At 35.9% G+C, this 16,063-nt stretch carries 16 protein-coding genes; 10 read left to right on the top strand and 6 right to left on the bottom strand.

Annotated elements, in window-relative coordinates:
* Window positions 1-90: 90 nt before the first annotated feature.
* Window positions 91-393: a hypothetical protein gene (locus MKX14_RS05185; RefSeq protein ID WP_057070759.1), complete on the bottom strand. Its 303-nt coding sequence runs from the start codon at window positions 391-393 to the stop codon at window positions 91-93.
* 189 nt (window positions 394-582) lie between these two features.
* On the opposite strand from MKX14_RS05185, the gene ybaK reads away from it, so the two are divergent.
* The 9 genes from ybaK (at window position 583) to cobS (ending at window position 11,575) form a co-directional block, all read left to right on the top strand.
* Window positions 583-1,050: a Cys-tRNA(Pro) deacylase gene (gene ybaK / locus MKX14_RS05180; RefSeq protein ID WP_005069426.1), complete on the top strand. Its 468-nt coding sequence runs from the start codon at window positions 583-585 to the stop codon at window positions 1,048-1,050.
* A 157-nt stretch (window positions 1,051-1,207) separates the two neighbouring features.
* Window positions 1,208-3,439, top strand: coding sequence for a TonB-dependent receptor (locus MKX14_RS05175; RefSeq protein WP_240281949.1), 2,232 nt, complete (start codon window positions 1,208-1,210; stop codon window positions 3,437-3,439).
* A gap of 563 nt (window positions 3,440-4,002) precedes the next feature.
* Window positions 4,003-6,150, top strand: coding sequence for a bifunctional mannitol-1-phosphate dehydrogenase/phosphatase (gene mtlD / locus MKX14_RS05170; RefSeq protein ID WP_240281948.1), 2,148 nt, complete (start codon window positions 4,003-4,005; stop codon window positions 6,148-6,150).
* A gap of 100 nt (window positions 6,151-6,250) precedes the next feature.
* Window positions 6,251-6,877, top strand: coding sequence for a 2'-5' RNA ligase family protein (locus MKX14_RS05165; protein ID WP_240281947.1), 627 nt, complete (start codon window positions 6,251-6,253; stop codon window positions 6,875-6,877).
* Window positions 6,865-7,383: a bifunctional adenosylcobinamide kinase/adenosylcobinamide-phosphate guanylyltransferase gene (gene cobU / locus MKX14_RS05160; RefSeq protein WP_240281946.1), complete on the top strand. Its 519-nt coding sequence runs from the start codon at window positions 6,865-6,867 to the stop codon at window positions 7,381-7,383. Before MKX14_RS05165 ends, cobU begins: the two co-directional genes overlap by 13 nt.
* Before the next feature lies 1 nt (window position 7,384).
* Window positions 7,385-8,440, top strand: coding sequence for a nicotinate-nucleotide--dimethylbenzimidazole phosphoribosyltransferase (gene cobT, locus MKX14_RS05155; protein ID WP_240281945.1), 1,056 nt, complete (start codon window positions 7,385-7,387; stop codon window positions 8,438-8,440).
* Window positions 8,433-9,032: a histidine phosphatase family protein gene (cobC, locus tag MKX14_RS05150; protein WP_046812636.1), complete on the top strand. Its 600-nt coding sequence runs from the start codon at window positions 8,433-8,435 to the stop codon at window positions 9,030-9,032. Before cobT ends, cobC begins: the two co-directional genes overlap by 8 nt.
* A gap of 124 nt (window positions 9,033-9,156) precedes the next feature.
* Window positions 9,157-10,725, top strand: coding sequence for a histidine-type phosphatase (locus tag MKX14_RS05145; RefSeq protein ID WP_240281944.1), 1,569 nt, complete (start codon window positions 9,157-9,159; stop codon window positions 10,723-10,725).
* A gap of 106 nt (window positions 10,726-10,831) precedes the next feature.
* Entirely contained in the window at window positions 10,832-11,575 is a 744-nt protein-coding gene (gene cobS / locus MKX14_RS05140) for an adenosylcobinamide-GDP ribazoletransferase (RefSeq protein ID WP_240281943.1), read from the top strand.
* A gap of 74 nt (window positions 11,576-11,649) precedes the next feature.
* Here the strand turns inward: cobS and MKX14_RS05135 are convergent, their stop codons facing one another.
* Window positions 11,650-12,759: a 3-deoxy-7-phosphoheptulonate synthase gene (locus MKX14_RS05135; protein ID WP_108010444.1), complete on the bottom strand. Its 1,110-nt coding sequence runs from the start codon at window positions 12,757-12,759 to the stop codon at window positions 11,650-11,652.
* Window positions 12,760-12,855: 96 nt separating this feature from the next.
* Window positions 12,856-13,743 carry a sulfite exporter TauE/SafE family protein gene (locus MKX14_RS05130; protein WP_014206645.1) on the bottom strand — a complete coding sequence of 296 codons (888 nt, stop codon included), beginning with the start codon at window positions 13,741-13,743 and terminating at the stop codon, window positions 12,856-12,858.
* A gap of 61 nt (window positions 13,744-13,804) precedes the next feature.
* On the opposite strand from MKX14_RS05130, the gene MKX14_RS05125 reads away from it, so the two are divergent.
* Window positions 13,805-13,921, top strand: coding sequence for a hypothetical protein (locus MKX14_RS05125; RefSeq protein WP_081312007.1), 117 nt, complete (start codon window positions 13,805-13,807; stop codon window positions 13,919-13,921).
* Here MKX14_RS05125 and MKX14_RS05120 read toward each other — a convergent pair.
* Genes MKX14_RS05120 through MKX14_RS05110 form a run of 3 tightly spaced genes read right to left on the bottom strand, consistent with a single transcriptional unit; the run spans window position 13,896 to window position 16,022 of the window.
* A complete protein-coding gene (locus MKX14_RS05120) occupies window positions 13,896-14,177 on the bottom strand; it encodes a DUF1634 domain-containing protein (protein ID WP_240281942.1) in 282 nt (93 codons plus the stop codon). The two genes, MKX14_RS05125 and MKX14_RS05120, sit on opposite strands and share 26 nt — an antisense overlap.
* Window positions 14,174-15,730, bottom strand: coding sequence for a PepSY-associated TM helix domain-containing protein (locus MKX14_RS05115; protein WP_240281941.1), 1,557 nt, complete (start codon window positions 15,728-15,730; stop codon window positions 14,174-14,176). Before MKX14_RS05115 ends, MKX14_RS05120 begins: the two co-directional genes overlap by 4 nt.
* The gene (locus MKX14_RS05110; RefSeq protein WP_046812642.1) at window positions 15,723-16,022 is read right to left on the bottom strand and encodes a hypothetical protein; all 300 of its coding nucleotides are present in this window, start codon (window positions 16,020-16,022) and stop codon (window positions 15,723-15,725) included. Before MKX14_RS05110 ends, MKX14_RS05115 begins: the two co-directional genes overlap by 8 nt.
* Between the last annotated feature and the right edge of the window lie 41 nt (window positions 16,023-16,063).

The raw sequence follows: 16,063 nt of genomic DNA, 5'->3' as shown, positions 1-16,063 counted from the left end.
AATAGCCTAAGCAATTTTAAAATTTAAGAAACTTACAGCGTTCAGGTGAGTAAAACTAGGGTAAAAACGGATCTTTCACAAAAACTTAAATTACATTTTAAATTGGATCTTCAATTCAGACTTCTGCATTAAGTGAAAGCGATTGGACTGAATATGCTGTAATAACATTTGTTTGACTGAATCATGCATAAAACCAAGTGCATGAGCTTTTACAATAATAATGCTGGGTAAGGTATAGAAAAAATACTTAACATCCTCGAGTGTTGCGTTATTAAAGATGCCTTGTTCAATTAACGTCTGCTGTAAAAACTGCTTTTCATTTAAGACATAATCTGAAGATTCATCCCAAAAACGGTGACGCATAGCCATCAGATTGTTGTGTTTATAACTCATAAAATTGTCAGCTCAGACTTAAATCTAAATAAAATATATGGAGTCGAGCCATGAATATCAAGTTGAGATTATTTTTTATTCAGTTGCTGTTTGATTTTTTATGTAATTCTTGTAAATAGCCTAAGCAAATTTAAAAAATTTTCTAAAAAAACTATAATCCAAATAATTTCATCTATAACACTACTTATTATGACTCCTGCATGTAGACTGTTAAAAAGTAATAAAATCGAATTTTCTATTCATGAATATGAACATGATTCAAATGCTAAAAGTTTTGGATTAGAAGCAGCAGAAAAACTAAATTTAGATGTAAGGGAAGTATTCAAAACATTGATGGTTAGCGATGATAAGAATTTTTTTGTTGCAGTATTGCCAGTTAATCACCAATTAAATTTAAAAAAAGTAGCTATGGCGTTTGGCTGTAAAAAATTGCAAATGGCTAATCCTAAAGACGCTGAACGTTTAACAGGATATTTGGTCGGAGGGATTAGTCCGTTAGGTCAAAAGAAGCGCTTAAAAACCGTTATTGATGCATCTGCACAAGAGTTCAGCAAAATCTATGTGAGTGGAGGAAAACGGGGACTAGATATTGGCTTAAACCCGAAAGATCTAGCACAACTCTTAAATGCTCAATTTGTTGATGTACTTGATGAGTAAAATAAATCTTTTTCTTATCTCATTAAATTAACTAATTTTAAGATAGGTAGTATTAAATCAAGTTTTTTAATAAAAACAATTCTCATTATTATTTATATTTAGTATTATTCCGAGCCTTATAACTATCTAATAACTTTTGGGTTTGGAGAAAGGGAAAATGCATCAATACAAAAAGGTTGGGGCTAACTCAAATCATCTGATGTGTGCTGAATCACGGTATTTTAAATTAAAACCTTGTTGTATTGCTCTAGCAGCAATATTTGCGCAGCAAATTTATGCAAATACAAATATTGAAAAGGCAGCCCTTAATAATCAACCGACACAAAAGCCTGTAGCTCAATTGCAAAAAATTATAGTGACGGCGACAAGGACGCCCAAAAATATTGCTGAAATTGCAGGCACAGTTCAAACGATTGAAAAGCAGCAAATTGAACAACAGGCAACTGCTGGACGAAAAATTGCCGATATACTGGCTCAGTTGGTTCCATCACTTGGGGTAAGTAGTGGAACGACTACCAACTATGGGCAAACAATGCGTGGTCGTGATGTCATGATTATGATTGACGGCGTATCACAAAATGGATCACGCGATGTTGCTCGGCAGCTAAATAGTATTAGTCCAGGCATGATTGAACGTATTGAAGTTCTTTCAGGAGCTACAAGTATTTATGGATCAGGTTCTACCGGCGGGATTATTAATATTATTACGAAACGTGCTGATTCGACTAAACCAGTAAGTTTTGAAACTAAACTTGGTATTACGTCTTCCGATACATTTCGAAGTGATAGTCTAGCTTATGAAATTGGCCAATCTATTTCATTTAATAAAGATAATATAAATGGTTTCTTAGGGGCTAATTTCACTAGTCGCGGATCTCAGTTCGATAGCCATGGTGATAGTATTGCTATAGCACCTATGCAAGGTAGCCGTCCTGATACTGATACAATTGATATTAATAGTCGTATAAATATAGATTTAACTGATAACCAATCACTAAGTTTGGGTGCACAGTATTATAAGGATGAACAAGATACGAATTATGGTCCTGATTATGGGAAAAATTATATTTATGGAGGAGCGCCTAACTCATATATTGGGAAAAAGGGTTTAGAAATATCTAATCAGCCTTTTACAGAGCGCTATGTATTCAACACTCAATACCAAAATAAAGATATTTTAGGTCAGGTCTTAAATTTAGAAGGATATTACCGTAAAGAAGATGCTCGTTTCTTTCCAGTCTTTTTAGGAGGGGAAGGTACAGAAGCAAAGCAATCTCAATCTGAAATCGAAGTAGCTGGTCTGCGTTCAACAGTACAAAGTGATTTAAATATTATGAATCGTGATCTTAATCTAACTTATGGTTTAGATTATGAACATGAAAAAGATCATCAACATTATGAGCATTTCACAGCGTTTAATACAGGTTTGACCTATAAACCTACAGGTAAAACTTCCGATGCCGGTCCAAATACAACAATTCAAAGTGCTGGCATTTTTATACAAGGTGATTACGCTTTAACAGACCGTATGAATGTCCAGGCTGGTACTCGTTACCAATATATCAAAGCTGAAACAGAACAGTACTCGACTAAAAATGGCATACAGCCAAGCGGATCTGTAAATGACGATGCTGTTTTATTCAATTTGGGAGCGATATATAAATTAACAGATGAGCAGCAAATATTTGCTAATTTCTCTCAAGGTTTTAGCTTTCCAGATGTACAACGGATGATGCGTGATGCATTTAATATCTCAACAGCGAATATCCAACCTATTAGTGTAAACAGCTATGAACTAGGCTGGCGTTTACAAGGGGAGCAAAGCCTAAATCTAGGTATAACGGGTTTCTATAATACCTCAGATAAAGTTGTTCAATTCTACAAGAACAGTAATAAAGAAACTGTTGCTGAGGTTATGGACAAAGACCAACGTGTATATGGTGCTGAACTAACGGCGACCTACCCATTTATGGAAGAGTTTAAAGTTGGGGGAACACTGGGTTATACGCGAGGTCAATATAAAGATACGGATGGTAAATGGAAAGAGTTGAATGCTTTTCAAGTCTCACCAATCAAAGGTACTGTTTTTGCCGAGTGGAACAGTGATGAGGGATATGGTGCTCGTATGCAAATTCTTGCTATAAAAGGTACAAATGAAGCAGTAAAAGATGGTTCACTTTCAGCTGTAAAAATTAAAGGCTATAGCACGATGGATGTTTTGGCTCATTTTCCAGCTTGGAAAGGACGTATAGATTTTGGTGTATATAATGTTTGGAATAGAGACTATCGAACTGTCTATAGTCAACAAGCAGAAAAAGTATATGGTCTTGTAGAAAGTATACCAGCTGAAGGACGTACTTACGGCCTCAGTTATACATTTAATTATTAATATGAAGTGAGATAGGGAATATCTATAAATCATAGGTATTCCTTAATAAATTAAAAAAAAGAATAAAATAAACTTGAATTATTAAATGCAAATGATTATCATTATGCATATTGAAAATTGAGGAATGTTCTAGTAATTAAGTTTAACGTCTACTACTTTAATGCTAAGTTTTAGGCGATTTAAAGTTATACCAGAGACTCCAATAACAATGGTGTTAAAAAAGATGAGTTGATTTCTGGTATGTGAGCGCCTGCAGGATATTATAAGAATAGGCAGGTTCTACTAGCGGTAAATGGAACAAAGAAAAATAAACATTATCAGCGCAACAAAAAGAACTAACCAAAAGCAGTAGGCGAGGATGGCCTGCTGCTTTTGTAGTTAAAGTTCATTTCATAGTTATTTATACATTTCAACTCTTTTGGATATTTAACTCTACAAAGTAACAGATTGATTATATTTTTGATTAAAAAATAACCACTAATGTTTCATTTATTAACATCCTGCCTTTTTAGCCATTTTTTTGTATACCCTGAATAAAACATGATCAAAAAAGAGGTAAAAACGTGCTTATTTTTCATGGAAAACCTGTTCATGGAGCTATCTTTGATATGGATGGGACAATGTTTGATACTGAGAGGTTGCGGTTTCAAACATTGCAACAGGCATCTCAAGAACTCATTGGACAGGAGTTTTCACACGAATATTTAATGCAATGTTTAGGTTTAAGTGCAACTACTGCTGAGCAATTGGCGCAACGGTTATATGGGGTAAATGTTCCATATAAAGAAATTCGAAAAAAAGCTGATGAGATGGAACTCGAATATATTCGAAAACACGGCGTACCTATCAAAAAGGGTTTAGTTCAGGTTTTAGAACGTTTACGAAAATCGGGTTTAAGAATGGCTGTCGCGACTTCAAGCCGTAGGGCAATTGCCGAAGAATATTTAATTAATGCGAATGTTTATAAATTTTTTGATGTGATTACCTGTGGTGATGAAGTAGAGCAAGGAAAGCCGCATCCAGAAATTTTTTTAAAAGCTGCTAGTCAACTTCACTTGGATGCTAATCAGTGTCTTATGTTTGAAGATTCTGAAAATGGTTTAACTTCAGCTCACACTTCAAAAGGTTTAACGATTTTATTAAAAGATATTAAAGAACCAAATGATGAAATGCTGGAAAAAGCGCATTTTTATTATGATCAGATGTATGACTTTTTAACCGATCTTGACCAGTTCATTCCTATTATGGATATGCCGGAAATACAAGAACCTTTTCCACAAAGTCTTAATCAGCTTACTGTTGGGATACATGGTTTTGGTGCTATTGGCGGTGGTTACGTAGCGCAAATCTTGTCACATTGGGATGGATACACAAAACCCAAAAGAATTATTGCTTCAACACGTAATAGTCTTTTTCGCGAAGCTGTAAATGCATTTGGAACATACAGCATTCGCTATGGGCAATTTTCTTATGATGAACGTATTGAGAATATGACGATTGTTGATTCTGAAAATGAACAACAAATGTTAGAGATGTATACCCATTCAAGTTTGATCGCACTGTGTTTACCCGAACAGGCCATCGAAGCTGAAGCAAAAATAATCGCAAAAGGATTATATGCTCGCTTTAACTCGCCACTTGAAACATGTATTGAACCGTTAACTTTTCTAATTATTTTAAATAAAGTCGGCGCGAAATATTTAGTTATGAAGTTTCTTAGAGAAGCTCTACTAGAGTTGACCAACGATGAAGATGTGACTGAGCATATTTTAAAAGAACATTACTTTTGCGACACCGTTGTAAACCGCATGGTTTCAAAGCTATCTAATCAAAATTTATATCGCCAACTTCGTATTAAGCATAATTTTCTTGAACAGCATTTAGAAGATGTGGAAAACGAGGAACAAATCGAAATTGAAGACTGTAATAAATTGACTCAAGATCAGCAAAATCAGGCATCTTTATATGTTGATAACATGCGCCGTAATTTTCAGCCAGGCCATATATTACAAAGCATGGATCTAATTCTGTTTCATAGCGAAACGGATATACCAATTTATGTAGAAAAAGGCAGCCCTTTACTTGAAAAGTTGCGTCAAGTTGTCTTGGTGAATCAGATTACAGACATTCAATTAATCAAAAACCGACTATGGAATGGCGTGCATGCCATGCTTGCTTGGTACGCATCTTTACTAGGTTATGAGTCTATTGGTGTTGCCATGGGGGATCATTCAGTTAAAGTATTTGCAGAGAACTTAATTAGAGAAGTAAAGCAAGGGCTTGCAATTGTATTACCTAATTATGCAAAAGATCTGGACCGCATGGCACAAAGTTTTCTAGACTCATGTGAATATGCATTTAAAGACCCTTGTCAAAGAGTGGCAAGAGATCCACTTCGCAAATTAACTCATAATGAAAGAGTAATCGCATCAATTGAGGTAAATATTGCACATAATTTACCTTATAAAAACCTATTAAAAGGTGCTGCTTTAGGTTATGCCTATGCGATTCAATTTTTAGAAATTGAAGGGACTGATGCAATTAAACATTTACACGAGCAAGTTAAAAAACTGGATATGAGTGCTGCTCAAAAAGCACAACTTGAAGTTGAGTTAACGCAATTAATTGAATATTTATTTTCTGAACAAGGTAAACAGCCTTTAAACATGAATATTACCAATTCAAAAAATGCGCCTACCCAATATGCCTAAATTCTTTTAATTATGCTCTACAACTGAAAGGCAAACATGCTTTAATACAAAAATTGAATGATTTTGAATTAAAGCTGTGTTGCTAAAACCCTCGACGTTCATGGTGCCAACATCTATACGTGATTATCCCGAATGGCATCTTGGACGGCAAAATTATGCATTGTGGTATTTAGAAATTAATGATCAAAAAATAGTTGATTATTTAGATGCCTTGCGTGCACATTTTTCAGAATTTTTAGTAGAACCTAATCATCGCCAATATCATGTCACATTATTTATATGTGGATTCTTAACTCACGAAACTAAAATTTACAGTGATGACTTTAGTTTTAATGAATTTGAGCAACATAGGCAAATTTTTAGTAAAGAGAATTTTTCCTCATTCCAACTAAAAATTGGTTCAATCGATAGCTTTAGTAGTGCTCTATTTGTAGAAATAGGAGACACTGAAAATATCTTATTTCAGATACGCCAAAAGTTAGGTTTAGTTTCTAATGAAATTGCGGCTTTAGATTATTGCCCACACATCACTTTGGGGTTGTATAAAACAGACTATAGTAGTGATTTGATTTTACAAAAAATTTCTGAATTACCTGTACAATATAAACAGGCTGAATTTGACCTTAAAGTTGAGCATTTAACATTTGGTTATTATCAAGCTCAAACTTTACAAGGTAAGTTATATCCGTATCAGCATTTGTTTTTAGGTGATGCATGTTGCAACTGATTTTGGGTGGAGCTCGTTCCGGCAAAAGCCGACTGGCTGAACAAACGGCAATAGATAGGCAATTAGCTGTCACTTATGTTGCAACGGCGCAAGCGCTAGATTTTGAAATGCAAAGCAGAATAACACATCATCAAAATCAGCGTCCTTCTCACTGGTCTTTGGTTGAAGAACCTTTATATTTAGCAAAGATTCTGCAAAAAATTGATCGACCTAATCAAATTATTCTTGTGGATTGTTTAACACTTTGGCTAACCAATTTGTTACTTTTAGAAGATCAAAACGTTCAACAATTTGAATGTGAGCAGCTGTTAAAAATTTTACCCACGCTTCAGTCAGAAATTATTTTAGTAAGTAATGAAACTGGTCTTGGTGTTGTACCACTCGGTGAGATAAGCCGTCGATTTGTCGATGAAGCCGGCAGACTGCATCAGAGTTTAGGGCAAATTGCAGATAAGGTTGTGTTTTGTGTGGCTGGTTTTCCAATGATTTTAAAAGGTGAGAAATAAAATGAACTGGTGGTTACAATCTGTACAGCAACCTGATGTGGACGTAAAACAACAAGCTGAGCAACACCAGCTTCAACTCACTAAACCTACTGGAGCCTTAGGTGATCTAGAACTGATAGCAGTTAAACTTGCTAGTTTACAGTCAAATGCACATCCGCAAGTTAGTCATCCATGGATTACAGTTTTTGCTGGCGATCATGGCGTGGTTGAAGAAAATATTTCTGCATATCCCCAAGCTGTTACCCGTCAAATGTTGCAAAACTTCACAACTGGCGGTGCCGCAATTAGTGTCATTGCTAAATATCATCAAGCTCATTTGCAAGTGATTGACTGTGGCACAGTAGGCGAAGCATACGAATATGCAGGTGTTGAACGTCATTGTATTCGTGCCGGCACAGCAAATTTTGCCAAACAAGCTGCAATGAATGCAGATGAATGTCGTGCTGCTTTAGAGTTAGGTAAAAACAGTGTAGACACGGCCAAATCTAAAGGTACAGATATTTATATTGCTGGTGAAATGGGTATAGGAAATACCTGTTCTGCTTCTGCCTTAGCATGTCTTTTATTAAATGATACTGCCGAGCAATTAACTGGAGTTGGTACAGGAATTGGTGCCGATCAGTTAAGACATAAAATTGAAGTGATTGAAAAGGCAATTGAACTTCACCATAAACATGTTGTCGGTGATGTCTTCAAAACATTATGCGCCGTAGGTGGTTTGGAAATTGCGGCAATTACGGGTGCTTACATTCGATGTGCACAAGTGGGTTTACCTATCATTGTAGATGGTTTTATTAGTTCAGTAGCTGCTTTATGTGCGGTACGAATGAACCCTAAAGTACGTGACTGGATGTTATTTGGCCATCAATCGGCTGAATACGGTCATCGCCGTATTTTACAAGAACTCAATGCTGAGCCGATTTTAAAAATGAATTTACGTTTAGGTGAAGGTAGTGGTGCTGGTGCTGCTTTGGCATTGGTTAAAATGGCATGTGTATTACACAACCAAATGGCTACCTTTGCTCAAGCTGCCGTAAGCGGGGATAAAATTGGCTAAATTTAGGATTGATTTGCTCAGGCATGGCGAAAGCCAGTATAGCCATACTTTGCGTGGGCATTTGGATGATGAGTTAACAGCAAAGGGTTGGCAGCAAATGCAGTCAACCCTTGAGCAAGTGGCTAATCAGCCATGGGATATCATTATAAGTTCATCATTAAAGCGTTGTGCTTGTTTTGCTGAGCGACTTGCAAAGACAACTGAACTGCCTTTACTGTTAAATCATGACTTAAAGGAAATGTATTTTGGTGATTGGGAAGGCGTCTCAACTCAGCAAATTTATGAAACTTCACCCGAATTACTTGCAAATTTTTGGCAAAAACCGAGTCAATATTGTCCACCTCGCGCAGAAACATTAAACCAGTTTCAAACAAGGGTTCTTAAAGGTTTTCAGGATTTGCTGAAGCATATGCAAAAGCAAAACTTACAGCATGCTTTAGTTGTTACTCATGGCGGTGTGATTAAGCTATTGGCTTGTTTAGCCAGACAACAACCTTTAGACGACTTACTTAAAATGCCAGCAGAGCTTGGAAAATTATATTCACTCGAATTTTATGAAACAGATGGTCAAATAACTTTTAAGTTAAGATAGTAGTTTTATATTTTTATACACTTGTAAGTTATTATTTTTAAAATATTATTTTAGCCTGTGTAATAGAATTGTCATTGCTACTATCTAAGCTATTGGCATTTCTTATTAATCACACATCTGGCTTATGAATATTTTATTTAAAACAACTATGCTCGCTGCATCACTATTACTTGTTGCGTGTAACAATAATGATGATCAAGAAGCTCAAACTACACCTTCTACAAACTCATCAAAATATTATCAGACAAAAACACCTTATCAACCTCAACAAGAAATAAAAAACTATGAACAAGCACCAAATGGATTCCAGCCAGTTTTTACAGAGCTAGTGGCACGTCACGGTTCAAGAGGTCTCTCAAGTCTGAAATATGATTTAGCACTTTATAATTTATGGAAACAGGCAAAATCAGAAAATGCCTTAACACCATTAGGTGAGCAATTAGGTGCTGATTTAGAAGCCATGATGAAAGCAAATATCTTATTAGGTTATGGTGTGGAAGGGATCCGCCAGTATGGTTATGGGAATGAAACCATGACTGGTATTTTAGAACACCGCGGCATTGCCGATCGCTTATTACAGCGCTTACCAACTCTTTTAAATTCGCAAGCATCTATATTGGTACAAAGTTCTGGAGTAGATCGTGCTGTAGATAGTGCAAAATTCTTTACTGCTGAACTCATCAAACAACGACCGCCACTGAAAGATAAAATTGTTCCATTGTCTTATACCAATTTATCAAGTGAAAGCGTGCCAAGTGTTGAAGATGGTGGCGTTGATCGTTTCAAACTCTATTTTCATAGTTTGAATGCAGACGAAGACTTAGCTCAACCCTTGAGTGCTAGCCAACAAAAAATTTATGATGCTAGTCAGGCCTATCAAGATTTTGAAGAAAATAATAAAGATTTAGCACAAAAGTTAGATGAGTTATCAAAAAATACAGCAGCTGAAAAAACTGCCCAAACTGTACTTAATCCGATTTTTAAAGCAGACTTTATTAAAAAATTGGGTACAACAGGTTATAACTTTAGCAATACCGGATCCTTTACGGTAACTTCACCAAAAGGTGAGCAAATTACAGAAAAAGGTAAGGGTAAAAATACAATTACCAGTGCAGTTGATGCAGCAGCTTATATTTATGAGCTCTATTCAATTTCTGGTGGCATGAAAGATGAGCTGAAAGGTATTGATTTTGATAAATATATGCCGTTAGATGCTGCAAAATTCTACGCTGAATTTAATGATGCAAACGATTTTTACGAAAAAGGTCCAAGTTTTACAGAGTCAAATCAAATCACAAGTGAAATTGCTCAAGGACTCAAACAGGACTTTTTCCAACAAGTTGATGCGGTTGTAAATAAAGCCCAACCATACAAAGCAGTTTTACGTTTTGCCCATGCTGAAATTATTATTCCTCTAGCAACCAGTCTAGATTTACATAATATGATGCAGCCTTTACCGCTTCGCCAGACTTATAATTACTCAACAAGCACATGGCGCGGTGAAGTAGTTTCACCTATGGCAGCAAATGTCCAATGGGATATTTACCAAAATAGCCAAGGCTCTACTTTGGTTAAAATGCTTTATAACGAAAAAGAAACTTTGTTCAAATCTGCATGTAACTATGCACGTTATACGCCAACTAGCTTTTACTACGACTACATCAAATTGAAACAGTGCTATCAAATGCAATAGATTTTCAGTTTTTGGAGTCTTTAATGGGAATAGGGATTGCTATTCCCATTTTTATTTATTCATAATCCAATTTGCTTTTAAATATAGATCAGTTAGAGACTTGGATATGACACCTTTTTGGATTGCATTGCAATTTTTAACTGTTCTGCCTATTGAGCTAAAGACAATGCCTACGGCTCAACAAAATGGTCGAGCTATTTTGTTTTATCCATTTGTTGGACTGATTATTGGTGGCATTCTTTTTCTTATCTCGTGTCTTTTAGTTAAATTACCCGTTCTTTTACTTGCTGCCATCATAATGACTTTATGGATTTGGCTGACAGGGGGATTACATTTAGACGGGCTAGCAGATACGGCAGATGCGTGGGTAGGCGGTTTTGGAGACAAACTACGTACCTTACAAATCATGAAGGATCCAAGTTGTGGCCCAATTGGAGTTCTCAGCTTAGTTATCATATGTTTGCTCAAATTTGCACTGATTTACGTGTTGATTGAACAACATCAAACGTTATTTTTGGTCTTTGTTCCCGTACTTGGACGTGTGGTGCCATCTATTTTATTCTTAACTACACCATATGTACGTGAAAAAGGGTTAGGGCGTTCTTTGACAGATCACTTACCCAAAACTGCTTCATGGATAATAGCTGCGGTAGTTTTGTTATTGGCTTTATATTGGGAATGGCAAGGGCTTATTGCCATCATTAGTTTTTTAATAAGTCTCGTTTATTTAAGATATCTGTTTATTAAAAGAATTGGGGGTATTACGGGGGATACAGTTGGTGCAGCGATTGAACTAAGTGAAACCGTGCTACTTTTTATTTTTGTCATAAGTTATTTTTATTTAGTTTGATATTGAATTTCACCCATACAAAATAAAAAAGCCCTCAAAAAATGAGGGCTTAATTTTAATCTTAAAAAGATGAATTAACGGTTTGGTAAAACATCTTTTAAAGTTTCATGCATTTCAAGCAATGTCTTTTCAGTAGTTTCCCAGTCAATACAGCCATCAGTTACTGATTTACCATATTCAAGGTCACAAAGATTTTCAGGAATATCTTGGCGGCCGCCTTTTAAATGACTTTCAACCATAATACCTACGATTGACTTGTTACCATCTAAAATTTGTTCGGTAATATTTTTAAGGACAAGTGGTTGTAAATACGGGTCTTTATTTGAGTTAGCATGGCTCGCATCAATCATGATTTTGTTGCTCACTTTTGCTTTCGCTAAAGCGTTTTCTGCTTCTGCAACTGAACCTGCGTCATAGTTCGGTTTACCATTACCACCACGTAATACAACGTGTGCATAAGGATTACCATTTGTATTAATAATTGAAACCTGACCGTCTTCATTTAGGCCTAAGAAACTATGGCCATATTTAACAGACTGCATCGCATTGGTTGCAACAGTTAAACCACCATCTGTACCATTTTTAAAACCGACCGGTGAAGATAGACCAGAAGACATTTCACGGTGAGTTTGACTTTCGGTTGTACGTGCACCAATCGCAGACCATGAAATTAAGTCTTGATAGTACTGTGGTGAGTTAGGGTCAAGTGCTTCAGTTGCGCATGGTAAACCTTTTTCATTTAATTCAAGCAACAGCTTACGACCAATACGTAAACCTTTTTCGATGTTAAATGAGTCATTCATATCTGGGTCATTGATTAGACCTTTCCAACCAATTGTTGTACGTGGTTTTTCAAAATAAACACGCATAACTAGATAAAGAGTATCTTTAACCTTTTCGCTTAACGCTTTTAAGCGATCAGCATATTCGTGAGCAGCTTTTGGATCATGAATAGAGCAAGGACCGATAACGACAAACAAACGTTTATCTGAACCATCTAAAATATTACGAATAGTTTCGCGGCCTTTTAGAACAGTTTGTGAAGCAACATCAGATAAAGGAAGTTCTGACTTAAGCTCATTTGGAGTTACAAGAGTTTGAATGCTTTTAATATTAACGTCGTCGATATCTGGCTTTGAAACGGAATTTGAATGTGTAGTCATTGCTGTCACTGGTTCGATCATACTAAAGGTTGTTTTGTGTACTGAATATACCATGAAATAATTATGAAAATACTACATCTCATGGTATTTCAGATTGGAAAAATCCTATTGATTTTACTATCTTTCAGTCGAGTTGCCTGTTTTTTCAGCAACTACTGCTTGTTGTTGTACCACAGGTGCTTTCGGTTTTGCTTTGACTGGATGAACCATAAAGTTAACACCGAGGGCAAATAGGGTAATCCCTAGAATTTTTCGGATTAAACGTTCAGGCATACGAGAGCTAATTAATGTTCCAATAATAATTGCCGGAATTGAACCCACCAATAACCACATCAGAAGTGTAAAGTCGACGTTACCAGCACTCATGTGTCCAAGGCCAGCCACCAAGGTAAGCAATACTGCATGTACAACATCCGACCCAATAATTCGGATCATTGGCAAGTTCGGGAACATAATCACCAGAGCCATGATTCCAAATGCACCCGCACCAACTGATGAAAGGGTTACGAATACACCTAAAATGATGCCCATAATTACGATAAAGCTACGTTTTTTATGGATTGCCAACTGCTCATTTTCAGTTTGGGTAACTTCTTTAGATCTGAATTTATTAAAGAATTTCTCAATACGCGTACGGAAAATGATGGAAACACCTGTTAAGGTCAACATAAAGCCCAATACCATGGTTAATACAGCTTTATAGTGTGTTGACTGGCTTAAATAATGCTCAAGTACCCATGAAGTAATGAAAGATGCAGGGATACTCCCTACTGCTAGCCATAAAACAATTGGCCAAACAATATTGAGCTTTCGAGCGTGAACCATTGATCCACAAAATTTTGAGATTGCGGCATAAAGTAAATCAGTACCAATTGCGATATGAGGTTCAATTCTAAAAAGGCTAATTAAAATTGGTGTCATTAATGATCCACCACCAACTCCTGTAATCCCTACACAGAAACCCACTAACATACCCGCTAAGATAAATTCAAAAGCACCAGACATCTTTATCGCCACTTATCACGAAACGCAGATATCTTATTCCTTTTAGAGATAAACAGTTGTCATGAATAATGATTTACTTATGCAAAAAAAAGCTAAGCAATCAAAATTTTGCTTAGCTTGTACTATTTTTCATCATTTTTTAAAGAAAATGATTATTTGGGTGACTTTAGTGGGTTAATCAAAAGTATAAGAAGAAAAGTTAATGGCGTTGCAAAGATCCACCAACTAACAAAACTAATTGAAAATTTATATTCGTGAATAAGAATAAAGGCACATAAACCAAATAATATGAATGCGGCTATTTTGAAATATCGGTAAAACTTTTGAGCTAATGATTTGAAATGACCTGTTGATTTCGGTGATCGATATTTTTCGCTCGAGATAAATAACAAATACATACCTAATAAAATTAAGAGAAAAGCTATAAGAATCATGAGCTCACCTCAGTATTTAGTTTATTCAGCTTTTTTTGAATTTTTGCGACAGCTTTATGTTGAATAGGTTGAATTTTGCAGAATATAAAAAATGCTAAAGCTGCAAAGATCCATAAAAATACATCTACACGTGCAAACATCCAATAATCCCTGAGGCTTTCAATATACTCATGTTTAAGTAAATAACTTAGATTTAAGATTGGAAGTGCAATACAGAGCATAATAAAAACGCTAAGTTGAGTTCGCCATAAATGCTGTTTTTTAGTGATTAATGCAATGATTAAGCTAATTAACCAAACCAAGAAAAAGCTATAAATTTCATAATTGATTGTGGTTGAAGTGACTGTAAATAATCGATTGGCGCTTAAATAGGCGACAGTTGCAGAAGGTAATCCCACAAACGCTGCAACATTTAATCGATCAACTAAGTAGTGCCCAAAATGAAACTTACTATTCTTATTTTGAATTTGTCGTTTAAGACTCCAGAGTAACAAACCAGAGGAAATCATTACACAGCCTAAAATGCCTGAGAAAAAGAATCCTAAACGAAGTAAAGGCTGAGCAAATGTTGCCATGTGCAGGCCATAAACACCCGCATTTAGCGTGGCAATAGGACTATGATTACGTGTATCTGCCAAGACTTTGCCAGTTGAAGCATTTAATGTAATTTGAGGTTGATTACGAGTAATAGTGCGATCTTCTTTTTGAATAAATGTAATTTGAGCTTGATTGGTATTTGGATTTTTTACACTCATTGTTGATAAGGGTTGGTTGCCCCAACTTTGTTGAACTTGGCTCAGCAGTTTCTCAATCGCTAAGTCTTGAGCAGGTTGAATCGATTGATTCTCAAGTACAGTCTTTGTACGTATTTCGGTAAAATATTGATAAGGGTTTTCAGGGTAAATCTTTTGCATTCCCCAAGGCAGATATAAATAAAAGAAAATAGCTAAGCCTGTAAATGTAATGGTTAAAAAGAAGGGCAGTGCAACGACTGAAGAAATATTGTGAAAGTCTAGCCACGAACGCTGAGACTTAAATGTACGTAAAGTAAAAAAGTCGGTAAATATTTTTTTATGGGTGATAATGCCTGAAACCAAAGCAATCAGCATAATAAATGCGGCAAGACATACGACTAATCGGCCAACTATTATTGGAATGCCAAAAAGCTGGTAATGGAAGCGGTAAAAAAAATCGCCGCCTAGAGTTGCCGAAAGTTGAAGTTCTTTTCCCGTGTTAGCATCAAGTGTGGCATTGCCATAACCGCCGTCAGCTTTTTCCCAATACATAGTGTTGACGGGACTTTCTGGTGTAGCCACAGTTAAATACCAAGATTTGGCATCTGGAGCGTTTTCTTGTAAATATTGATATGCTGTTTTAATAGCAATATCTTGTTTTACTTCATATTGTGCAAGTGCAGGCTGCATCCATAAATTAATTTCATGGCGGTAATAAGACAAACTTCCCATTAAGAAAATGGCAAACACGAGCCATCCAAAAATTAAGCCAGTCCATGAGTGTAGCCATGCCATAGATTGACGTATACCTTTATGCATAACCCACCGTCCGTGTCACAATAAAGAAAAGGGCAAATAGTGCGATTGATAAAATGGTCAGTCGCACTAATGATTGAATGCAGAAACCAACAATCACAAAGATGACGTAAAATAAAATCGCTATAAATGCTGAAAGATAGATAGCCTCAGCTTTGTCCAGATTCAAAAGGAAAATTCCAGTGAGTCCAAGACTTAAACACGCCATACAGGCAAAGCCCATACCGAAAACTAGCAAGAATCGATAGAAAACTTTTATACGATATGACACAGGGAGATTTACAGTTTTGGACATCTTTACTGACACATAAACAAAGAATAATAAGTAAAGCCAAT

Origin of the sequence: Acinetobacter pittii (genome assembly GCF_022449185.1) — a bacterium.
GTDB classification, from domain to species: Bacteria; Pseudomonadota; Gammaproteobacteria; order Pseudomonadales; family Moraxellaceae; genus Acinetobacter; species Acinetobacter pittii_I.
Note: the sequence above shows the minus strand (reverse complement) of the source record. Positions and strands in the feature narration are given on the sequence as shown.